The following is a 22124-nucleotide window of genomic DNA, read 5'->3' as shown; positions in this document are numbered from 1 at the left end:
TCCGTGGTCACGCCGTTCCCCTCGTCCAGACGACGCGGATCGCGACCGTCAGACCCGAACGCTAGCGCATGTTGACGTTGCCATGCTATCGTCGCGTCGGTCGATGTTGACGTCAACATCACGTACCCGAACGCAGCAGACGAAGGAGTCACATGAGCACGCTCGCAGCGCGCCCGGCAGCGGCGACCGCGCCGGCATCGCCACCGCGACGTCGACCGAAGGCCCGCGGCCGTTACACGGGCTGGCTGTTCGTCGGCCCGTTCGTCGCCGTCCTGGTCCTCATGCTCATCGTCCCGATCGGGTACGCGCTCTGGCTCAGCCTGTTCCGCGACCAGCTCGTCGGCGGCAACCAGTTCGTCTGGTTCGCCAACTACGTCCAGCTCTTCCAGGACTCGCAGTTCTGGACCGGCTTCGGACGCGTCGGGATCTTCCTCGTGATCCAGGTGCCGATCATGCTCGGACTCGCCCTCGTCGCGGCGCTCGCCCTCGACAGCGCCCGGCTCTGGGGCACGTCCTTCTTCCGCATCGCGGTGTTCCTGCCGTACGCGGTGCCCGGGGTCGTCGCAGCACTCATCTGGGGTTTCATCTACGGCAACCAGTTCGGCCTGACCGGAGCGGCGAACCACGCACTCGGCATCGACCTGCTGCAGCCGTTCAGCCCGACCTGGGTCCTCACGTCGATCGGGAACGTCGTCACGTGGGAGTTCCTCGGCTACAACATGCTGATCTTCTACGCGGCCCTCCGCACCGTCCCCGGCGAGCTCTACGAGGCAGCCGAGCTCGACGGTGCCGGGCCCTTGCGAACCGTGTTCTCGATCAAGCTGCCCGCGCTCCGCGGCCCGATGGTCATCGCCACGATCTTCTCGATCATCGGCAGCTTCCAGCTCTTCAACGAGCCGAACCTGCTGAAGACCCTCGCCCCGAACGTCATCGGCTCGTCCTTCACGCCGAACATGTACGCCTACTCGCTGTCCTTCAGCGGCCAGCAGTTCAACTACTCCGCCACCGTCGCGATCGTGATGGGCGTGATCACCGCGGTGATCGCCTACGTCGTCCAGGTCCGCGGTACCCGACAGGAGAACCGATGAGCACCCTGCAGCACCCCGCCACCGGTCCCGCCCAGCCGGCCACGGTGACCGAGGCGACCACGACGCTCCGCGACGGACGCGCCGGCGCTGGACGAGCCTCCAGGAAGACGAAGCAGCCCGTCGACGGACGCAAGCCGAAGCGATCGGGGCTCCTGACCGCGGTCATGATCGTCTTCGTCGTCTACTCGTTCGCGCCGCTGTTCTACCTGCTCGTGAACAGCACGAAGACGCAGTCGTCGCTGCTGTCGACCTTCGGACTCTGGTTCGGCGGCGACTTCAACCTCTGGCAGAACATCGTCGACACGCTGACGTACAACGACGGCATCTTCCTGCAGTGGTTCGGCAACACGCTCCTCTACGTCGTCGTCGGGGCCGGTGGTGCGACCCTCCTCGCGACGGTCGCGGGCTACGGCATGGCGAAGTTCCAGTTCCCCGGCCGTCGCGCGGTCTTCGCCGTCGTCCTCGGCGCGATCGCAGTGCCGGGTACCGCGCTGGCCGTCCCGACGTTCCTGCTGTTCTCGCAGGTCGGGCTCACGAACACCCCGTGGGCGATCATCCTGCCGTCGCTGATCAGCCCGTTCGGCATGTACCTGATCTGGACCTACGCGGTCGACGCGATCCCGGCCGAGCTCCTCGAAGCCGCCCGCATGGACGGCGCCGGGGAGTTCCGGATCTTCTTCACGATCGCGCTCCGACTCCTCGCACCAGGTGTCGTCACCGTCCTGCTGTTCGCGGTCGTGGCGACCTGGAACAACTACTTCCTGCCGCTCATCATGCTGAGCGACCCGAAGTGGTACCCGCTCACCGTCGGGCTGAACCAGTGGAACGCGCAGGCCACCGGCTCCGGTGCGCAGCCGATCTACAACCTCGTCGTCACCGGATCGCTCCTCACGATCATCCCGATCGTGGTCGCGTTCCTCTTCCTCCAGCGCTTCTGGCAGTCCGGCCTGGCGGCCGGGTCCGTCAAGGCCTGAGCAGCACCCACCACAGCAGCACCACCCCCACCACGAAGAAGTGAAAGGCATCCGCATGCACAAGCGCATCCGGCGCGGGCTGAGCGCCCTCGCCATCGGCGTCACCGCCGCCATCGCCCTGGCGGCCTGCGCCTCCGGCGGTTCCTCCGCCGGCGGGTCGTCGTCGGACATCGACTCGGCGCTCGCGAAGGGCGGGACGCTGACCTACTGGTCGTGGACCCCGTCCGCGAAGGCCCAGGTCGCCGCCTTCGAGAAGCAGTACCCCAAGGTGACGGTCAAGCTCGTGAACGCCGGCACCGGTGCCGACCAGTACACGAAGCTGCAGAACACGATCAAGGCAGGCTCCGGTGCCCCCGACGTCGCGCAGGTCGAGTACTACGCCATCCCGCAGTTCTCGCTGTCGGACTCGCTCCTCGACCTGTCGGGCTACGGCTTCGGTGACCTGAAGAGCAAGTTCGCGGCCAGCACGTGGAGCTCGGTCACCAGCGGCGACAAGGTCTACGGCCTCCCGCAGGACTCCGGGCCCATGGCGTTGTTCTACAACAAGAAGGTGTTCGACGAGCACGGCATCGCCGTGCCGAAGACCTGGGACGAGTACGTCGCCGCGGCCGAGAAGCTGCACGCCGCCGACCCGAACGCCTACATCACCGCGGACTCCGGCGACGCCGGCTTCACCACGAGCATGATCGCCCAGGCCGGTGGCACGCCGTTCACCACGAAGGGCGACAAGGTCACGATCGACCTCGCCGACGCCGGGACGAAGAAGTGGACGAGCACCTGGAACGAGCTCGTCGAGAAGGGCTTGCTGTCGAAGACGGTCGGCTGGACCGACGACTGGTACAAGCAGCTCGGCAACGGGCAGATCGCCACGCTCATCACGGGCGCGTGGATGCCGGGCAACCTCGAGGCGAGCGTCGCCGACGCGTCCGGTGACTGGCGTGTGGCTCCGATGCCGACGTACGACGGCTCGAAGGCCGTCACGGCGAACAACGGTGGCAGCGCCGAGGTCGTCATGAAGCAGTCGAAGAACCCGGCCCTCGCAGCAGGGTTCCTGAAGTGGCTGAACTCGTCCAAGGAGTCCACGAAGGTCTTCATGGAGTCCGGTGGCTTCCCGTCGACCACCGCCGACCTGGAGTCGTCGTCGTTCCTCAACGAGGAGCCGTCCTACTTCGGCGGGCAGAAGATCAACGAGGTCCTGGTGGACGCGTCGAAGTCGTCCGACAACGACTTCACCTACCTGCCGTACCAGGTGTACGCGAACAGCGTCTACGCGGACACCGTCGGTCAGTCGTACGAGAAGGGCACGTCCCTCGAGTCCGGGCTGCAGGCCTGGCAGGATGCGCTCGTGAAGTACGGCAAGCAGCAGGGCTTCACGGTCTCGACCAAGTAGCGCCAGCAACCCCCACCCGGGGCCGCGCGGACAGCCGTCCGCGCGGCCCCGCTCTCTGAAGGAGTCACACCATGCGCTTCGCCATCGGCGACACCGACTTCCTGCTCGACGGCGAGCCGCACCGGGTCCTCTCCGGCGCGATCCACTACTTCCGCGTGCACCCCGACCTGTGGGCGGACCGGATCCACAAGGCCAGGCTGATGGGCCTCAACACCATCGAGACCTACGTCGCCTGGAACGCGCACGCACCGTCACCCGACGTCTTCGACCTGACCGGCGGACTCGACCTCGGCCGGTTCCTCGACCTCGTCGCCGCCGAGGGCATGCACGCCATCGTCCGCCCGGGCCCGTACATCTGCGCCGAGTGGACCAACGGCGGCCTGCCGTACTGGCTGTTCACCGACGGCACCGTCGGCGTCCGCCGTGACGAGCCGCAGTTCCTCACGGCGGTGCAGGACTACCTCGACGCCCTCGCTCCGGTGCTCGTGCCCCGCCAGATCGACCACGGCGGGCCGATCGTGCTCGTGCAGGTCGAGAACGAGTACGGCGCCTACGGGTCCGATCCCGTCTACCTGACGAAGCTCGAGCAGATGCACCGCGACATCGGGCTCACCGTCCCGTTCACGAGCGTCGACCAGCCGATGGGCACCATGCTCGAGGACGGGTCGCTGCCGTCGCTGCACAAGACCGGCTCGTTCGGATCCCGCTCGGCGTCGCGCCTGGAACGGCTCCGGCAGGCCCAGCCGACCGGGCCGCTGATGTGCTCCGAGTTCTGGGACGGCTGGTTCGACAGCTGGGGTGAGCACCACCACACGACCTCCGCCGCCGCGAGCGCCGAGGACCTCGACGTGCTCCTCGCCGCTGGCGGCTCGGTGAACATCTACATGTTCCACGGCGGCACGAACTTCGGCTTCACGAACGGCGCGAACGACAAGGGCGTGTACCGGCCGATCGCGACGTCCTACGACTACGACGCGCCGCTCGACGAGGCCGGGCGACCGACGTCGAAGTTCCACGCCTTCCGCGCGGTCATCGAGCGTTACGCGCCCGTCCCGGAGCTGCCGGAGTGGATGCAGCCGGGGGGATCCGGCCTGGAGGCTCGGCGCACCCCCGCCACGGACGTCGCCGTCCGACTCGATCGGTCCACCGCCATGGGGACGCTGCTGCCGCACCTCGCGTCGTGGACCACGCACGACACCCCTCCCACGTTCGACGCACTCGGTGCCGCCTCGGGTTTCGTGCTGTACCGGACCGAGGTCGACCTGCCAGCCGGCGGTGTGCTCACCGTCGGGGAGGAGGTGCGCGACCGCGTCATCGTGCGCATCGCCGGTCGTCCGGTCGGTGTCCTGGAACGCGAGCACCACGACCGCGCCATCGCGCTGCCGCCCGGTACCGGGACGCTCGAGCTGCTCGTCGAGGACCAGGGCCGCGTCGACTACGGGCCGCGCATCGGCGAGCCGAAGGGCCTGATCGGGGGCGTGCGCATCGACGGTGCCCTCCTGGAACGCTGGACGGCGTCGCCGCTCGCGCTCGACCCGCTCCCGGACGCCGCGCTCGAGGCGCTGCGCGCGATCCGGCCGACGGACGAGGGGGCGCCCGACGGCGACCTGCTCGCTGGGCCGGTGTTCGCGCACGCGACGTTCGACCTCGCCGAGGCGGGGGACCGGTACCTGTCGCTCCCCGGGTTCCGGAAGGGCGTGGCGTGGGTGAACGGGTTCTGCCTCGGCCGGTACTGGTCCCGCGGCCCGCAGCACACGCTCGCCGTACCAGGGCCCGTGCTGCGTGCCGGTCGGAACGAGGTCGTCGTGTTCGAGTTGCACGCGGCCGCGTCGCGCTCGGTCTGCCTGCGCGTCGAGCCGGATCTCGGCCACACCGAGGCCTGAGTTCCCGCCCGGACCGGGCGAGCGCAGGTTCGGACTGCGCGTGCGCCCGGTCAGACCGCGCGAGCACCCGCCCAGTCGCGGACGTGCAGCAGGGCCTCGCGCCGCCAGCGCCAGTACCGTGCGAACACCGTGCCGTCGTCCCGGTAGGCAGCGGTGAGCAGCCAGAGCTGTCGACGGTGTCCGGCCCCGGCGGCGTCGTGCCACTCGACGAAGGCGTCGTCGAGCACGGTGGTGATGCCGGCTCGGGGCGCGCGCCACGAGACGAGGAAGCCGACGTAGCGGAGTTCGTCCTCGGACAGGTGGATCGCGACGCGGGGCAGGCGGATCGTGACCCAGGCGCCGGCCACCACGAACACGGCGCCCAGGACGAACACGAACACCCGGGCCGAGGCTCCGGGCACGAACGCGACGGCGGCCACGGCGATCCCGGTGCCGATGACCACCGGCCCGAACACGATCAGGTTGAGGACACGGTCGAGCCGCGGCGGGCGGATCGTCGTCACGGCTGCATACGGTCGAGTTCGGCGAGTGCCCGTTCGGCGTCCGCGATCCGGTCGGCCTCCTGGCGCTCCCACCATTCCGGCCCGCGTTCACCGAGGCCGTGCTTGGCGATGCCGTTCCGGTGCCGAGCGGCTGCGAGCGCGTCGTCGTCTCCGGACCGCTTCGCCTGCTTGACGGCGTTCCGCCCACGACCCAGGTGCGAGCGGAGCGCCGCCGCGACGTCCTCGGGGAGCGCCGGGTCCGTCCGGCGCCAGCGTCGGCCGTCGATGACGAAGAAGTGCTCGTCGGGTTCGCTCATGCCCCGAGTCTGCACCGTCGGGGGTCTCCGGTAGACAGGGTGCGATGACCGCTCCCCGTGCACGCCCGCTGCTCGACGTCCGACGGATCTACGCCGAGCCCGCTGCCCTCGAACTGCCCCGCGGCGCCGAGGTCGTCGGCCGCTGGCCCGATGCCGAGATCGTCCCGGTGGCCTCGCACTGGAACATCCCCGAGGTGCACGGCGACGAACGCAACGTGCAGCGCTGGGTGCGCATCAAGACCGAGGCGCTCGTGCTCGGCGTGAAGAAGTCGCTCGTCACCCGTCCGAACGGGCGCTCCGCGGACTTCATCGCCCCGTCCACGGCGAACGGCTGCGCGATGGCGTGCTCGTACTGCTACGTCCCGCGGCGCAAGGGGTACAGCAACCCGGTCACCGTCTTCGCGAACATCGAGCAGATCACGAAGCACGTCGCGCGGCACGTCCACAAGCAGGGGCCGAAGACCGAGCCGAACCAGTGCGACGCCGATGCGTGGGTCTACGACATCGGTGAGAACAGCGACTGTTCCGTCGACGCCCTGATCGGCGACAACGTGCGGGACCTCTGCGACCTGTTCCGGATGACGCCGACGGCGAAGGCGTCCTTCGCGACGAAGTACGTGAACCGCGAGCTGCTCGACTGGGACCCGATGGGGCGCACCCGGATCCGGTTCTCGCTCATGCCGCACGACACCGCGAAGCTCGTCGACATCCGCACGTCGCCGGTGTCCGAACGGATCCGCGCGGTCGACGACTTCGTCGACGCCGGGTACGAGGTCCACCTCAACTTCTCGCCGGTCATCGTCACCCCGACGTGGGAGCAGGACTGGGCGGCACTCCTGCGCGAGGTCGACGACGTCCTGTCCCCGCGGGCCAAGGCGCAGCTCGCGGCCGAGGTGATCTTCCTGACCCACAACGAGCAGCTCCACGAAGTCAACCTCGGGTGGCACCCGAAGGGCGAGGAACTCCTGTGGCGCCCGGACCTGCAGGAGTCCAAGGTGTCGCAGAACGGTGCCGTGAACGTCCGCTACCGGTCCGGCACGAAGGTGCAGCTCGTCGAGCGCTTCCGGGAACTCGTCGCCGAGCACCTGCCGTCGTGCCGGATCCGGTACGCGTTCTGACGCGGGTCGGCGCTCCGCGGGCTGGTCAGGGGATCAGTCGCTCGGCGCGGTAGCGGGCGAAGAGGTCCGCGAACGCCCGCTCGGTGCGGCGGTAGGCGGTGAACCCGGCCTCGCGGCTCTTGCCCATGTCGGTGACGACCTCCATCGCGCGGCCGAGGTCGGCGTCGGTGTGCCACCACGAGGCGAGTCGCGAGATGTCGGGTTCCACGAGGCCGTGCCGCTCGGCGATGCCCGCCCACGACGACTCGTACGGCGCCATCTGCTGTTCGAGCGGTCGCGGCGCGTCCTCGTAGCCGACGACCCGCGCCGGGTCCACCCCGAGGTGTTCCGCGAGCCGCGGCCACATCCACCGCCACCGGAAGACGTCGCCGTTGACGATGTTGAACGCCTCGTCGGCACCCGCGGGATCCGTCGACGCCCAGACCATCTGCTCGGCGAGGACACCAGCGTCGGTCATGTCGGTGAGGCCGTTCCACTGCGCCTCGCTGCCGGGGAACACGAAGTCGAGGTCGAGCTCCTTCGCGATGGTCGCCTGGACCGCCAGCGTGAGCCCCATGTTCATCGCGTTGCCGACCGCGTGGCCGATGACGGTGTGCGAACGGTGCACGGACCAGGTGAAGCCCTGCCGCTCGGCCGCTGCGAAGAGTTCGTCCTCTTGCGCGTAGTAGAAGTTCGGGGTGTCGAGGCGCGGCTCCTCCTCGTGGAAGGGCGTGTCGGGCATCGCACCAGCGGCGTAGGCCTCGAACGGGCCGAGGTAGTGCTTCAGCCCGGTGACCAGGGCGACGTGTTCGAGCGGGGCGTGGTCGAGCGCGGCGAGCAGGTCACGGACCATGCCACCGTTGACCGCGATGTTCTCCGCCTCGGTCGCCTGCCGTTGCCACGCGGTGAAGAACACGTGCGTCGGACGTTCGTCGGCGAGCGCAGCACGCAGGGCATCCGCGTCACGGAGGTCGGCGGCGACACCGCGGATCCCGTCACGAGTGCCGGCTCGCCGCGAGAGCGCGGCGACGTCCCACCCTTCGCGGGTGAGCTGCGCGACGAGGGCGGAGCCGGTGATGCCGCTCGCCCCCACGACGAGTGCGCGGCGGTGGTCGGTGGACGGTGTGGTCTCGACGGAAGTCATCGTCGTCGCCAACAGCTGTCGGGTTGCCGGTGTTCCCTCATCGCGGACGACGGATCCGGATCGGCCCCTTCGCCGTCGACGGATCCACGACGTTCCCGCCCTGGGTGATCTCGACCTCGCCCCTCGCCACCATGCGACGAGCCGCCCGACGTGCCGGCTCCATCAGGTCGCGCCAGTCGTCCGGGTCGAGGGAGCGGGCCACCTCCGACGGGCAGATGCTCGACGTCCGGGCCCGGGCGGCGAGCAGCTCGTCGATGCGTTGCTCGAGTGCGCGGTCGGTGGCGTCGACGCCGTGCTTCCGGCAGGCAGCCGAGCACCACTTCGCCTCGGGCGCCGCGGACGAGGGCATCCGACGGCCGCATGCGGCGCAGGTCTTCTCCGCCTGTGCCGACTCCACCCGATCGGCGTCCGCCGCGGTCCTGATCGCTCGTCCCATGCCAGCCATCCTCGTCCCCGTGTCCAGTCCGGTACACAGCACAGGTCCGGCTGGCACGATCGTGGCGGTGAGCACCGACACCGTCCCGTCCCTCCCGCCCGAGCCGGACTGGGTCGCGCACGTCATGTGGTGGCACGTCTACCCGCTCGGCTTCGTGGGAGCGGACGTCCGCCCGGAGACGCCCGTGGCCGACCGCCCCGTGGACCACCGGCTCGACCGGATCACGGCCTGGCTCGACCACGTGGTCGGTCTCGGGCTGAACGGACTGCTGCTCGGCCCGGTGTTCCAGAGCTCGACGCACGGCTACGACACCGTGGACCACTTCCGGATCGACCCGAGACTCGGCGACGACGACTTCGACCGGCTGGTGTCCGCTGCGCACGAGCGCGGGATCCGGGTCCTGCTCGACGGGGTGTTCAACCACGTGGGACGGGACCACCCCGCCTTCCGGGCGATCGAGGCGGACGGTCCCGCTGCGGAGTCGGCATCGCTGTTCGGGATCGACTGGACCGGGTGGAACCCCGGCGACCCGGTGCCGGTGGGGCTCTTCGAGGGGCACGACATCCTCGTCGCACTCGACCACGGCAGCCGCGAGACCGAGGACCTCGTCGTCGAGGTGATGGCGCACTGGCTCGGCCGCGGGGTCGACGGGTGGCGGCTCGACGCGGCGTACGCGGTGCCGCCGGAGTTCTGGGCGCGGGTCCTGCCGCGCGTGCGGGAGCGCTTCCCGGAGGCGTGGTTCAGCGGTGAGGTGATCCACGGCGACGCGGCGGCGATCGTCCGCGCGTCGACGATGGACTCCACCACGCAGTACGAGCTCTGGCAGGGCATCTGGCACGGCATCGCCGACCGGAACTGCCACGAGCTGGCGCACGCACTCGAACGACACGTCGCGCTCCTCGAGACCTTCGTCCCGACCACCTTCGTCGGCAACCACGACGTCACGCGCATCGCGAGCGCCGTGGGGGACCGGTTCGTCGGGCACGCCGCTGCGGTCCTGTTCACGGTGGCGGGCACGCCGATCGTCTGGGCGGGCGACGAGTACGGGTGGACCGGGGTGAAGGAGGAACGGGTCGGCGGCGACGATGCCGTCCGCCCGGCGTTCCCCGACGCCCCGCCGGCACCGGACGCGACGACGCACACGTACGAGGCCCTCGTCGCCCTCCGGCGTCGGAACCCCTGGCTGCACCGGGCGCACACCGACGTCGTGCACCTGACGAACACCGCTCTCGTGCTCCGCACGGCGACGGCGGACGCCGTCGTGGTGACCGCCCTGAACCTGTCGGACGACCCCGTCGAGCTGCCCGTGGCCGACGCGACGCAGGTGGAGGCGGGCGGTGGTGCCGTGGCGGACGGGACCGTGCGCCTCCCGTCCGCCGGCTGGGCCGTCCTGACCCGCGCCTGAACGCAACGAGACTCGGGCTGGGCGACGGTTCTCGCGCTCCGGAACGCGTGATGTGTCGCTCAGCCCGAGTCTCGGGTCGGCGCTCGGCGCCGCTACTTGCGCGCGGACGCGGCCCGGCGCTTGTTGAACACGTCGAACGCGACGGCGGCGAGCAGCACCAGGCCCTTGATGAGCGACTGGAACTCCGTCCCGACGCCGAGGATCGACATGCCGTTGTTCAGGATCCCGATGATGAGACCACCGACGATGGCGCCGGGCACGGTGCCGATACCGCCCGTGACCGCCGCGCCACCGATGAACACCGCGGCGATGGCGTCGAGCTCGAAGCCGTTGCCGGCGCTCGGCGACGCCAGGTTGAGCTGCCCCGTGAACACCACGCCCGCGAGCGCCGAGATCACGCCCATGTTGACGAACAGCAGGAAGGTCACGCGCTTCGTCTTCACACCGGACAGCTGCGCGGCGAGGGCGTTGCCGCCGATCGCGTAGATGTGCCGGCCGAACACCGCGCTCCGCATCACGAGCGAGTACACGACGACGAGCACACCGAGGATGACGAGCACGATCGGGGTGCCGTTGTAGCTCGCGAGGAGCAGCGCGACGTACATGACGAGCGCGACCGTGAACACGAGCTTCGTCAGGAACCAGGCGAACGGCTCGTCCTCGAGCTGGTACTTGCGACGCGTCGCCCGACCGCGGAACGCCGTGAGGACGAGGACCGCGGCGGCGACGATGCCGAGGATCATCGTCAGCGGTTCGTAGCCGGAGCTGCCGAACGCCGGCAGGAAGCCGGAGCCGAGTGAGCGGAAGCCCTCGGGGAACGGCGAGATCTGCTGGTTCTGCAGGGCGATCTGCGCGGCACCGCGGAACGCGAGCATGCCGGCGAGCGTGACGATGAACGCCGGGATCCCGAAGTACGCGATCCAGAACCCCTGCCACGCGCCGACGAGGGCGCCGATGACCAGGCAGAGGACGACCGCGACGGGCCACGGCACGTGCCACTGCGTGATCATGACGCCGGCCATCGCCCCGGTGAAGGCGACGACGGACCCGACGGACAGGTCGATGTGGCCGGCGATGATGACCATCACCATGCCGATCGCGAGGATCAGGATGTAGCTGTTCTGGACGATCAGGTTCGAGACGTTGATCGGGGCGAGGGTGATCCCGCCCGTCGTCACCTGGAAGAAGATGACGATGACGATCAGCGCGATGAACAGGCCGATCTGTCGGAGCTGCCCGGTGAGGTAGCCGGCGGCGGACTTAAGCGCGTTCATTGACAGGGGTCTCCCGTTCCTGGGTCATGTACTGCATGAGGACCTCCGGCGTCGCCTCCGCGCGGGGGACGTCGGCCGTGATGGTGCCCTCGGAGAGCGTGTAGATGCGGTCGCAGATGCCGAGCAGTTCCGGGAGCTCGGAGGAGATCACGATGATCCCCTTGCCCTGGTCCGCGAGCGCGTTGATGATCGTGTAGATCTCGTACTTCGCGCCGACGTCGATGCCTCGGGTCGGCTCGTCGAGGATGAGCACGTCGGGGTCGGCGTACATCCACTTCGACAGGACGACCTTCTGCTGGTTCCCGCCGGAGAGCTTGCCCGTGACGACGTTGACGTTCGGCGCCTTGATGTTCAGGTTCTTCAGGAACTGCCGGGCGACCGTGGTCTCCTGCGAGCCGTTCACGAAGCCCCACTCGGCGAGCTTGCCGAGCGCGGAGCCGGAGATGTTCCGCTTGATGTCGTCGAGCAGGTTCAGGCCGTAGCGTTTCCGGTCCTCGGTTGCGTAGGCGATGCCGTGGTCGATCGCCTGCGACACCGTGTGGGTCTTGATCGGTTCGCCGCGCTTGTACACGGTGCCGCTGATCCCGGTGCCGTACGAGTGGCCGAAGACGCTCATCGCGAGCTCGGTCCGCCCGGCACCCATGAGTCCGGCGATGCCGACGATCTCGCCCTCGCGGACGTTGAGGCTCGCCTGGTGGATGATCTCGCGGGACGCGTCGAGCGGGTGGTGGACGGTCCAGTCCTCGATCCGCAGGAGCTCCTCGCCGACGTGCGACTCGTGCTCCGGGTAGCGGTTCGACAGGTCGCGACCGACCATGCCGCGGATGATCCGGTCCTCGGAGACCTCGCCTCCGTGCATGTCGAGCGTCTCGATCGTCTGGCCGTCGCGGATGATCGTGACCTTGTCCGCGATCGCCTTGATCTCGTTGAGCTTGTGGCTGATGATGATCGCCGTCATGCCCTCGGCCTGCAGTGACCGGATGAGGTCGAGCAGGTGCGCCGAGTCGTCGTCGTTGAGCGCCGCGGTCGGCTCGTCGAGGATGAGCAGCTTCACGCGCTTCGAGAGCGCCTTCGCGATCTCGACGAGCTGCTGCTTGCCGACGCCGATGTCGACGATCTTCGTGACCGGGTTGTCCTTCAGCCCGACGCGCTCCAGGAGCGCGGCGGCCTCGAGGTTCGTCTTGTTCCAGTCGATGAAACCGCCTGACGACCGCTCGTTGCCGAGGAAGATGTTCTCCGCGATCGACAGGAACGGGCTGAGCGCGAGTTCCTGGTGGATGATCACGACGCCCGATGCCTCGGAGTCGTTGATGCTCGAGAACGACACGGGGGACCCGTCGAGCAGGATGTCGCCCTCGAACGTGCCTGCGGGGTAGACCCCGGACAGGACCTTCATGAGCGTGGACTTGCCGGCGCCGTTCTCGCCGCAGATCGCGTGGACCTGGCCGCGCTCGACCTCGATCGAGACCCCCTGCAGGGCCTTGACGCCGGGGAACGTCTTGGTGATGTCACGCATCTCGAGGATGGTGTCCGTCACGTCGACCGCCTTCCGTAGTGCGCGCGGTGCGCGCGAGTGGAGACGGACAGGAGGCTCGGCGCGGTCTGGCACCGAGCCTCCTGTCCGTCAGATGGTCGCTACCTACTTGAGGTCGGCTTCGGAGTAGTACCCCGAGTCGACGAGGACCTTCTGGTAGTTCTCCTTGGTCACCACGGTCGGCTGGAAGAGGAAGGTCGGGACGACCTTCACCTTGTTGTCGTACGTCGTCGTGTCGTTGACCTTCGGCTTCTTGCCGGAGAGCAGGTCCTCGGCCATCGACGCCGACTTCTCGGCGAGCTGGCGGGTGTCCTTGTAGATCGTCGAGTACTGCTGACCGGCGATGATCGACTTCACCGACGCCTGTTCGGCGTCCTGCCCGGTGATGGTCGGGAGCGGACGGTCGGACGTGCCGTAGCCGGCGCCCTGGAGCGCCGAGATGATGCCGATCGACATGCCGTCGTACGGGGAGAGCACGCCGTTCAGCGTGGTGCCGCCCGAGTACGACTTCGCGATGAGGTTCTGCATGCGGGCCTTGGCGGTCGCCGGGTCCCACTGCAGCGTGGCGGCCTGCGTGAAGCCGTCCTGGCCGGAGCCGATCTTCAGCGTGCCGTCGTCGAGGTACGGCTTGAGGGTCTTCATCGCGCCGTTGAAGAAGAACGTGGCGTTGTTGTCGTCGGGCGAACCGGCGAAGACCTCGATGTTGAACGGACCCTTCTCGCCGGTCTTCTTGCCGTCGGCGTCGAGGACACCGAGGCCGGTCAGCAGCGAGTTCGCCTGGTCGACACCGACCTTCTCGTTGTCGAACGACACGTAGTAGTCGACGTTCTTGTTGCCGGTGAGCAGGCGGTCGTACGAGATCACCTTGATGCCGGCCTTCGCGGCGGCGTCGAGCTGGTCGGAGAGCGACCCGCCGTCGATGGACGCGACGATGAGGACCTTCGCGCCCTTCGTGATCATGTTGCTGACCTGCTGGACCTGCTGCGGGATCTTGTTGTCCGCGTACTCCAGGTCGACCTTGTAGCCGGCCTTCTCCAGGTCGGCCTTGACGGCGTTCCCGTCCTTGATCCAGCGCTCGGAGACCTTGGTCGGCATGGCGACGCCGACGAGGGCGCCCTTGTTGTCGCTGCTGCTGCCCCCGTTGTCGGTGGAGGCGCGTCCGCCGGCCGAGCAACCGGCCAGGGCGATGGCGATGCCGAGGGCTGCGACGCCCGCGACGATCCTGCGCTTCATCATCGAAGTACCTCTTGTTCCTCTCGCGTCGTCATCGACGCGCTCGGTGTGCCACACGGCTGCACTGCCGGTGTCTGCTCTGAGTGAGCGCTCACATACTGGGCGTTGTGTACCGCCCTGTCAACTCTTCGTGACCGATTCGCGATGTGGTCGTGATCGCCGCACTGCGCGGTACGGTGTCCGGGTGACGACCACCACGGCCGCGAGCGGCAAGGGGCGCAAGGCCCCGACGATCTTCGACGTCGCCGAGCGCGCAGGGGTCTCACACCAGACCGTCTCCCGGGTGATCAACGGTGATCCGACCGTCCGTGACGGCTTCCGGTCCCGTGTGACCACGGCCATCGCCGAGCTCGGGTACCGCCCGCGTGCTGCGGCTCGCGCGCTCGCCGGCGGGCGCAGCAAGGCCCTCGGACTGGTGACGGCGGGCGACGCGCTCTACGGACCGTCGAGCACCGCGATCGGCTTCGAGCGCGCGGCCCGGCACGCCGGCTACCACGTGCTGCTCTCCACCCTGCCGGAGGACCCACGGCCGTCCGACCTGTCGGGGGCGCTCGCGACGCTCCTGGCGCAGGACGTCGCCGCGATCGTGCTCGTCGCCGCCGACAACCGGGTGCTCGACGCCCTCGCGTCGCTGGCCGTCCCGGTCCCCGTGCCGGTCGTCGTCTCGAACGCCGTCCAGCGTGACGCGCCGACGGTCGGCCCCATGACCGCTGCCGTCGCCGCGGTCGCGATCGACCAGGTCGCCGGTGCCTCGATGGCGATGCAGCACCTGTTCGACCGGGGACACCGACGGATCGTGCACATCACGGGACCGACCGTCTCGCAAGAAGCCCAGGTGCGCCGCGCGACCTACGTGCGCCTGATGGAGTCGGCCGGTCTCGACCCGGTCGTCCTCGACGGCGACTGGACCCCGGCGAGCGGGTTCGCGGCCGCGCGGTCCCTCGACACGACGGCCGTCGACGCGGTGTTCTGCGGGAACGACCAGATGGCGCTCGGCGTCCTGCACGCGTTCGCCGACGACGGGCTCCGGGTGCCGGACGACATCGCCGTCGTGGGCTTCGACGACATCCCGGAGGCGGCACACTTCACGCCGCCGCTGACCACCGTGCGGCAGGACTTCCGGGCGATGGGGGAGCAGGTGCTGGCGACCGTCAGGTCCCTGGTGGAGGGCGAGCCGCTCGACGAGATCCTGCTCCAGCCGTCGCTGGTGGTGCGCAGGAGCGCCTGAGCCGTGCGGCTCCGCCCGGCCCGCCAGGGATCTAGCCCTTGAGCGCTCCTGACGACAGGCCGGCGACGTAGAACCGCTGCAGGCCGACGTAGAGCGCGATGCACGGGATCATCGCCACGACCGACCCCGCCACGAGGTTGCCGTACGACACCTGCCCGTAGGCACCCGTCTGCAGGTTGAGCAGTGCGACGGGCAGCGTGTACAGCGAGTCCTTGGTGAGGAACGTCAGCGCACCGAGGAACTCCGTCCACGACGCCAGGAACGCGTACAGCGCCGCGGTCGCCGCCCCGGGGAGGAGCAGCGGACGGAGCACCGACACGACGACCCGGAAGCGGGACGCCCCGTCGACGAACGCGGAGTCCTCGAGGTCCGGCGGGATCGACTCGAACGCGTTGCGCATCACGAAGACCCCGAACGGCAGGTTCACCGTCGTGTAGAACAGCACCAGCCCGAGCAGCGAGTTGGTCAGCCCCATCGCGTTCATCTCGAGGTACAGCGGCGTCAGGATGGCCTGGAACGGCACCATCATCGTCAGGAGCACCAGGCCGAACACCAGGCCGGACCCGCGGAACCGGAAGCGTGCGAACCCGTAGCCGGCCATCGTCGCGAGCACGGCGGTCAGGACGGCCGTGCACACCGACACGATCACCGAGTTCAGCAGGCCGGTCAGCAGGTGGGACGACGACCCGAACACGGCCGCGAAGTTCTCCCAGCCGAGCCGGAAGAACGTGGCGGGGTCTGGGGCCGAGGTGATCACGGCCTCGGACTGGAACGCCCGGAGGATCGACCAGATGAGCGGGACACCGAACACCAGTGCGGAGCCGATGCCCGCGATGGCGTAGAGCGTCCGCTTCACCGCGGTGTCACGGGGGTGCTGCACGCTGCCCTGGTGGTGTCGACGGCGTCCGCCGGGGGTCGTGGTCAGCGTGCGGGTCGACAGGTCGGGACCGGGAGCGGCCGCACGGGTGGTCGTGGTGCTCATGGCGTCAGTCCTTCTCTCGGAGTGCCCAGAACTGGAACAGCGTGACGGCCGCGATGACGACCACCAGTGCGATCGACTCCGCGGTCGCGGCGCCGAGCTGCAGGTTCACGAACCCGCGGTTGTAGATGGCGTTGACGATGGTCGTGGTCTCGGTGCCGGGGCCGCCCTGCGTCAGGATGTAGAACTGGTTGAACGCGAGCAGGGACCCGATGACCGAGATGATCACGCTCAGCGCGACCGTCGGCCGGATCATCGGGAACGTGATCATCCGTTCGGTCTGCCACCACGACGCACCCTCGAGCTGCGCCGACTCGTAGACCTCGTCCGGGACGCCCTGCATGGCCGACATCAGCAGCACCATCGTCAGGCCGGAGACCGCCCAGACGACGAGCACGCAGATGAGCACCGTCGCGAGCGGGCCGTTCACCAGCCAGGCGGTCGTGCCGTCGGTGATGTGCAGCCAGCGCAGGACCATGTTGACGGCGCCGGAGGTCGGCTGCGCCTCGAGCACGAGCATGAAGCTCAGGGTCGTCAGCCCGACCACGTACGGCAGGAAGAACACGGTCCGCAGCACCGTCGAGCCACGACGCCGTGCGCGGACGAGCACCGCGAGGAAGTACCCGAGCACCAGGATCGGCACGGTGACGATCGCCGTGTACAGCAGCGTGTAGCCGATCGCGTGCACGAACGTCGGGTCCTGGAACAGCGTCGCGTAGTTCTGCAGGCCGATGAACCGGTACGGGCCGATCAGCGGCCAGTTCGTGAACGAGATGTAGAGCGCGAAGAGCAGTGGCGCCAGCACGAACACGGCGACGAACGCGATCGCCGGCGTGACGAGCAGCGCGCCCGTGCGTGGCGGGTGGGTGAGCGAGTTCCGGGACGGGGCACGGCCCCGGCCGATCGGGCGGCGTCCGACGGACGAACGCCGAGCGGAGATGGTCGACATGGCATGCACCTCACTGTGCAGAGCGGAGCAGGACGGAGCGGAGCGGGACGGAGAAGGGGCGGTCAGGCCTGGACCTGGTCGAGGATGCGCTGGTAGTCGGACTGCGCGGTCCGCATCGCAGCCGAGACGCCGGCGCCGAACACGGCCTCGCGGAACATCGCGAAGTACGGCGACGACGGCTGGTTGACGAGCAGGTTGTAGGCGAGGGTCTGCGGTGCGTAGCCCTTGTCGATGGCGTCGAGCGGACCGTACGCCAGCGGGAACTGCTTCCGGTACGCGGGCGTCGCGGCGTCCGCCCTGGTGGGGAAGTACCCGCCGTTCGGCAGCAGCTGCTGCTGCTCGAGCGAGTTCGCGTACTGCATGAACGCCCAGCCGCCCGACGGGTTCGCGGCGCCGTTCGGGATGCACATGTTGTCGCCGCCGTCGAAGAACGACCGCCGGCCGTCGGCGCTCGGGATGAGCACCGTCTGCATCTTCGCGCGCATCGCCTTCGTCGCCGCTGGCACGGCCGCACCGTACGAGGTCGGCATGATCCCGACCTTGCCCGCCCGGAAGTCAGCGCCCCACGTGGTCCCCGCGTCGGAGTACGTCGCGCGGCTGAGCACGCCGTCCTTCCAGAGCTGCCGGTAGAACTCGAGCATCTGCTCGAGGGCGGTGTTGCCCGTGATGTTCGCCTGCTGCTTCCCGACCTCGCCGGACATCATGTCGACGCCGGTGGCCCAGACGTGCGGCTGCGTGACGAACCCGATGATCCCGGCGGCGTTGCCGGAGATCGTCCACCCGTAGACGTCGTCGCCGAGCTTCCGGAGGCGCTTCGCCGCGTCGAGCAGGGTGGCGAGGTCCTTCGTGGACTCCTCCACGTCGAGCCCGGCGCGGTCGAACAGCCCGGTGTTCACGAACAGCTGCGAGTTGTCCGCCAGGTACGGCAGTCCGTAGAGCCGGTCGCGGTACTCCAGCAGACGGAGGTGCCCGGTCGAGAGCTCGTCGTAGTAGTCGAGCCCCTTGACGACGTCGGTCAGGTCGGCGAACGCCTCGCGGAAGATGAACAGCTGCGAGTTGATGTCGTCGAGGTCGACGACGTCCGGCGGCTCGCCGCCGCGGATGGCGGTCGCGAGCTTCGTCACGTACTGGCCGTCCGGCACCGGGGTCAGTTCGACCTGCAGGTCCGGGTGGCTCTTGTTGAAGCCGGCGACCGCACTGGTCAGGCCGGCCTGGGTCGCGGCGCGACACCAGACGTGGACGGTGCCCGTCGCCTTCTGGCCGAAGCCGGCGACCTGGGCGTCGACCTTCGGCAGGGTGCCGGAGCACCCAGCCAGGGCGAGTGCGGCCCCGCCGGCGAGGCCGCCGACGAGGAACCCTCTGCGGTCCACGACGTCACCGGGCGTTCAGCGGGAGCCACACCCGCATCGGGACGGCGCCGCGGTTGGCCCAGGCGTAGTACGGGATGGCGACGGCCGTCACGGCCGTCACGGACGTGTCGGATGCGTCGGATGCGTCGGACGGGAGGCCGGGGTCGGCCCCGCCGCCGGCCGTCGCGTCGTCGACGCTGGTCGCGGTGCGGGCCGCATCCGGGCCTCCCGACCGGGTCGCGGTGTCGAGACGGCGGTAGGGCCAGGCTGCCTGCGCGTGCTCCGCCGGCGCGTGCGCCGGGATGCGCAGCGTGACGATCCCGTCGAGGAGGTCGTCGCGCCGGTCCTCGGTGATCGCGGCGTCGGCGTCGATCGTCAGGTCGTCGACGGTGAAGCCGTCCTGGTCGGGCTGCTCGACCGCGTAGACGAGCGGGCCCCGCTCGATGGCGACCTGTCCGCGTGCCGCGTCGATGCGCGCGTCGGCGACGAAGCGGTGCGGGGTCATGTCGAAGGCGATCTCGACGGTGTCGCCCGCGTGCCACGCGCGCTCGATCGTGTGCAGGGTCCCGGGCTCCGGGTGCTGCGTCTCGCCGTCGACGGCGACCGTCGTCGTGTCGGACCACGCCGGGATCCGCAGACCGAGGGCGAGCGGGCCGTCCTCGGTCACGGTGACGCGGACGGCTCCGTCGTGCGGGTACCCGGTCTCGATCGTGACCGGGCCGAGGTCGGCGGTCGCGTACTGGTGCACCTGCAGGCCGCCCTCGGTCGCCGTCGCCAGGTACCCGTCGAGGCTCGCGAACGTCCGCATGATGTTCGGCGGGCAGCACGCGCAGTCGAACCAGCCACGGCGGCCGTGCGCGGGGGAGCGGTTCTCGTCCGCGTGCGCGTGGTCCCGGTGCTGGAGTGGGTTGACGTAGAAGTACTCGGTGCCCGCGAGGCTCACACCGGGCAGGAACGCGTTGTACAGCAGGCGCTCGACGGCGTCCGCGTACTCGGGCTTGCCGGTCGCGAGGAGCAGCCGCCATGCCCACTGGATCCCGCCGATCGCCGCGCAGGTCTCGGCGTAGCCGCGGTCGGTGGGGAGCTCGTACGGGTCGCCGAACGCCTCCCAGTCCCACCGGGCACCGAGGCCGCCCGTGATGAACGCCTTCGTCGCCATCATGTCCGCGAACTGGCGTTCGCTCGCGGCGAGGAGCTCGGCGTCGCCGGTCTCGATCGCGACGTCCACGGCGCCGGCGGCCAGGTACACGGCGCGGACGGCGTGCCCCTCCACCGTGGTGGCCGTCCGGCTCGGGACCCGGTCGGAGAAGTACGTCGGCTCGCCGCCTGCTCGCTCGATGATGCCGTGCCCGCGGGCGTCGACGAACCAGTGCGCCAGGTCCAGGTATGCGCGGGTGCCGGTCTCGCGGTACAGCTCGACGAGCCCCATCTCGACGACGGGGTGGCCGTCGATGTCGCGTGCCTGACCGTCCCCGTCGCCGAACGTCCGCACGAGGTGGTCGGCGTTCTTCGTCGCGACGTCGAGCAGCGCGGTGTCGCCCGTCGCGCGCGACTGCGCGACCGCTGCCTGCATGAGGTGCCCGGCGCAGTACATCTCGTGGCTCCACTTGAGGTCCGTGTAGCGGGCGCCGTCGAAGCGGACCTGCTGGACGGAGTCGATGTAGCCGTCGTCCGCCTGGGCCGCTGCGACGAGCGCGGTGACCTCCTGCTGCAGGGCTCTGAGGTCCTCGGCGGGGGCTCGACCGAGCTCCCACGCCACCGCCTCGAGCCACTTGTAGACGTCCGAGTCCATGAAGATCGGGCCGACGACGTCGCCGGACTCCGTCCCCGCGGCGATGCGGAGGTTCCGGAAGTTCCCGGCTGCCTCGAGCTGGCGGTACCCGTCGCGGATGGCGTCGGCGCCGTTCCGCTCCTGCCGGAGCGCCCAGAAGCCCCCGGTGATCCGGGCGTCGCCGGACGGCAGCGGGCGGAAGGCGAGGTGCGCGTCGGCGGTCGGGAGGACCGGGGTCGCGGTGCGTGCGCGGTGCTCGGTCGCGAGCGTTGTGGTCATGTCGTCTCCTGGTGGTCATCGTCGACATCGTGCGGAAAACGGTTTCTGGAGCGTGACGCTACGACAGGTCCCGGCGGTGCGCAAGACCGACTTGCTGAGATGATCGTATGATCGTGATCTCGCTGCCGATCCGGAAAGGGGATTGCCGTGACACTGGAACGTCCTGCGCGGATCACCGATGTCGCGGCGCTCGCCGGGGTGTCGATCGGCACCGCGTCGAAGGCCCTCAACGGGACCGGGCAGCTGCGCGACTCCACCCGAGAACGGGTGAAGGAAGCCGCCGACAAGCTCGGGTTCGTCGGGGACGCCCGGGCGCGGGCGCTCTCCTCGGGGCGGACCTACACCGTCGGGATGATCACCACGGACTCGTTCGGCCGGTTCTCGATCCCGGTGCTCCTCGGTGCCGAGGACGTCCTCTCCGCCGGGCAGATGGCCGTGCTGCTCTGTGACACCCGTGACGACCACGTCCGGGAGTCGCACTACCTCCGCTCGCTCGTCGCGCGGGGCGTCGACGGCATCATCGTGACCGGGCGCTCGGCCGACGCGCGGCCCCCGATCGACGTGTCGATCCCCGTCGTCTACGCGTTCACCCCGTCGACCGACCCGGCTGACGTGTCCGTGACGGTCGACGACGCGCACGGTGCCGGACTCGTCGCGTCCCACCTCGTGACGATCGGCCGCCGGCGGGTCGCGATCGTCACCGGTCCGGCGCGACACCACTCGGCGTCGAGTCGTGTCTCCGGGGCGTCGGAAGTGCTCGGCTCCCGGCTCGTGGTGCCGCCGATGTACGGCGAGTGGTCCGAGCGCTGGGGACGCCAGGCCGCCGACGTCCTGCTCCGCGGGGACGACGACGTCGACGCGATCGTGTGCGGCAGCGACCAGATCGCGCGGGGCGTGTGCGATCGGCTGCGCGAGGCCGGGCGGTCCGTGCCCGACCACGTCGCCGTCACCGGGTTCGACGACTGGGACGTGATGGCGCTCGCGAGTCGTCCGCCGCTGACGACGGTGGACCTGCGCCTCGAGGAGCTCGGTCGGGTCGCCGGGCGGTCACTGCTCGACCTGATCGACGGCGCCGCGCCGGAGTCCGCCGTCGTGATCCCGTCCCTCGTCCTCCGCGAGAGCACCCTCGGCGCCTGACGCGCGCGCGCCGCGCCTGCCGCGCCCGCGCCCGTCGGCACCCGCCCGCGCGCCCGCGCCGCGCCCGCGCGCCCGCGCCGCGCCCGCGCGCCCGCGCCGCGCCCGCGCGCCCGCGCCGCGCCCGCGCGCCCGCGCCGCGCCCGCGCGCCCGCGCGCCCGCGCGCCCGCGCCGCGC

At 69.8% G+C, this 22124-nt stretch carries 19 protein-coding genes; 8 read left to right on the top strand and 11 right to left on the bottom strand.

Annotated features, from left to right (window positions below; genetic code table 11):
• Positions 1–152 precede the first annotated feature (152 nt).
• The 4 genes from AAEP80_RS17050 (at position 153) to AAEP80_RS17035 (ending at position 5335) form a co-directional block, all read left to right on the top strand.
• A complete protein-coding gene (locus AAEP80_RS17050; RefSeq protein ID WP_420365247.1) occupies positions 153–1088 on the top strand; it encodes a carbohydrate ABC transporter permease in 936 nt (311 codons plus the stop codon).
• Positions 1085–2062 carry a carbohydrate ABC transporter permease gene (locus AAEP80_RS17045; RefSeq protein ID WP_420365246.1) on the top strand — a complete coding sequence of 326 codons (978 nt, stop codon included), beginning with the start codon at positions 1085–1087 and terminating at the stop codon, positions 2060–2062. Before AAEP80_RS17050 ends, AAEP80_RS17045 begins: the two co-directional genes overlap by 4 nt.
• 55 nt (positions 2063–2117) lie before the next feature.
• Entirely contained in the window at positions 2118–3452 is a 1335-nt protein-coding gene (locus AAEP80_RS17040) for an ABC transporter substrate-binding protein (protein WP_413601273.1), read from the top strand.
• A gap of 71 nt (positions 3453–3523) precedes the next feature.
• A complete protein-coding gene (locus AAEP80_RS17035) occupies positions 3524–5335 on the top strand; it encodes a glycoside hydrolase family 35 protein (RefSeq protein WP_420365245.1) in 1812 nt (603 codons plus the stop codon).
• A gap of 50 nt (positions 5336–5385) precedes the next feature.
• On the opposite strand, the gene AAEP80_RS17030 is transcribed toward AAEP80_RS17035, so the two are convergent.
• Entirely contained in the window at positions 5386–5838 is a 453-nt protein-coding gene (locus AAEP80_RS17030) for a hypothetical protein (RefSeq protein WP_281265386.1), read from the bottom strand.
• On the bottom strand, positions 5835–6134 hold the full coding sequence (locus tag AAEP80_RS17025) for a biopolymer transporter Tol (RefSeq protein ID WP_420365244.1): 300 nt from the start codon (positions 6132–6134) through the stop codon (positions 5835–5837). Before AAEP80_RS17025 ends, AAEP80_RS17030 begins: the two co-directional genes overlap by 4 nt.
• Before the next feature lie 44 nt (positions 6135–6178).
• Between AAEP80_RS17025 and AAEP80_RS17020 the strand changes: the two genes are divergently transcribed.
• Positions 6179–7252, top strand: coding sequence for a spore photoproduct lyase family protein (locus tag AAEP80_RS17020; RefSeq protein WP_420365243.1), 1074 nt, complete (start codon positions 6179–6181; stop codon positions 7250–7252).
• 25 nt (positions 7253–7277) lie between these two features.
• Here the strand turns inward: AAEP80_RS17020 and AAEP80_RS17015 are convergent, their stop codons facing one another.
• Both AAEP80_RS17015 and AAEP80_RS17010 read right to left on the bottom strand, forming a co-directional pair.
• Complete coding sequence (locus AAEP80_RS17015) at positions 7278–8375, bottom strand: SDR family oxidoreductase (RefSeq protein ID WP_420365242.1); 1098 nt, start codon at positions 8373–8375, stop codon at positions 7278–7280.
• Between the two features lie 37 nt (positions 8376–8412).
• Positions 8413–8811: a DUF3253 domain-containing protein gene (locus tag AAEP80_RS17010; protein WP_281265382.1), complete on the bottom strand. Its 399-nt coding sequence runs from the start codon at positions 8809–8811 to the stop codon at positions 8413–8415.
• Between the two features lie 67 nt (positions 8812–8878).
• Between AAEP80_RS17010 and AAEP80_RS17005 the strand changes: the two genes are divergently transcribed.
• Positions 8879–10216 carry an alpha-amylase family glycosyl hydrolase gene (locus AAEP80_RS17005; protein WP_420365241.1) on the top strand — a complete coding sequence of 446 codons (1338 nt, stop codon included), beginning with the start codon at positions 8879–8881 and terminating at the stop codon, positions 10214–10216.
• A 92-nt stretch (positions 10217–10308) separates the two neighbouring features.
• Here the strand turns inward: AAEP80_RS17005 and mmsB are convergent, their stop codons facing one another.
• From mmsB to chvE, 3 genes are all read right to left on the bottom strand, one after another.
• The gene (gene mmsB, locus AAEP80_RS17000; RefSeq protein ID WP_402729358.1) at positions 10309–11490 is read right to left on the bottom strand and encodes a multiple monosaccharide ABC transporter permease; all 1182 of its coding nucleotides are present in this window, start codon (positions 11488–11490) and stop codon (positions 10309–10311) included.
• Positions 11477–13006: a multiple monosaccharide ABC transporter ATP-binding protein gene (gene mmsA, locus AAEP80_RS16995; protein ID WP_420366888.1), complete on the bottom strand. Its 1530-nt coding sequence runs from the start codon at positions 13004–13006 to the stop codon at positions 11477–11479. The genes mmsB and mmsA overlap by 14 nt, the downstream gene beginning before the upstream one ends.
• Before the next feature lie 123 nt (positions 13007–13129).
• Positions 13130–14260: a multiple monosaccharide ABC transporter substrate-binding protein gene (gene chvE / locus AAEP80_RS16990; RefSeq protein ID WP_413601280.1), complete on the bottom strand. Its 1131-nt coding sequence runs from the start codon at positions 14258–14260 to the stop codon at positions 13130–13132.
• 181 nt (positions 14261–14441) lie between these two features.
• Between chvE and AAEP80_RS16985 the strand changes: the two genes are divergently transcribed.
• Positions 14442–15485 carry a substrate-binding domain-containing protein gene (locus AAEP80_RS16985; protein WP_420365240.1) on the top strand — a complete coding sequence of 348 codons (1044 nt, stop codon included), beginning with the start codon at positions 14442–14444 and terminating at the stop codon, positions 15483–15485.
• Positions 15486–15516: 31 nt separating this feature from the next.
• Here AAEP80_RS16985 and AAEP80_RS16980 read toward each other — a convergent pair whose 3' ends face one another.
• From AAEP80_RS16980 to AAEP80_RS16965, 4 genes are all read right to left on the bottom strand, one after another.
• Positions 15517–16467, bottom strand: coding sequence for a carbohydrate ABC transporter permease (locus AAEP80_RS16980; protein ID WP_402729360.1), 951 nt, complete (start codon positions 16465–16467; stop codon positions 15517–15519).
• Positions 16468–16471: 4 nt separating this feature from the next.
• Positions 16472–17413 (bottom strand): carbohydrate ABC transporter permease, encoded by a 942-nt coding sequence (locus tag AAEP80_RS16975; RefSeq protein ID WP_413601282.1) that lies wholly within the window; start codon positions 17411–17413, stop codon positions 16472–16474.
• 62 nt (positions 17414–17475) lie between these two features.
• On the bottom strand, positions 17476–18783 hold the full coding sequence (locus AAEP80_RS16970; protein WP_420365239.1) for an ABC transporter substrate-binding protein: 1308 nt from the start codon (positions 18781–18783) through the stop codon (positions 17476–17478).
• Between the two features lie 4 nt (positions 18784–18787).
• Positions 18788–20812, bottom strand: a complete 2025-nt coding sequence (locus tag AAEP80_RS16965; protein ID WP_420365238.1) for a glycoside hydrolase family 127 protein — start codon at positions 20810–20812, stop codon at positions 18788–18790.
• Between the two features lie 147 nt (positions 20813–20959).
• Between AAEP80_RS16965 and AAEP80_RS16960 the strand changes: the two genes are divergently transcribed.
• Positions 20960–21949, top strand: coding sequence for a LacI family DNA-binding transcriptional regulator (locus AAEP80_RS16960; protein ID WP_420365237.1), 990 nt, complete (start codon positions 20960–20962; stop codon positions 21947–21949).
• The last annotated feature ends 175 nt before the right edge of the window (positions 21950–22124 follow it).

Origin of the sequence: Curtobacterium sp. L3-7 (assembly GCF_048756585.1) — a bacterium.
Taxonomy (GTDB): domain Bacteria; phylum Actinomycetota; class Actinomycetes; order Actinomycetales; family Microbacteriaceae; genus Curtobacterium.
The sequence above is the reverse complement of the archived record's forward strand: the minus strand, read 5'-3'. Positions and strand labels throughout refer to the sequence as shown.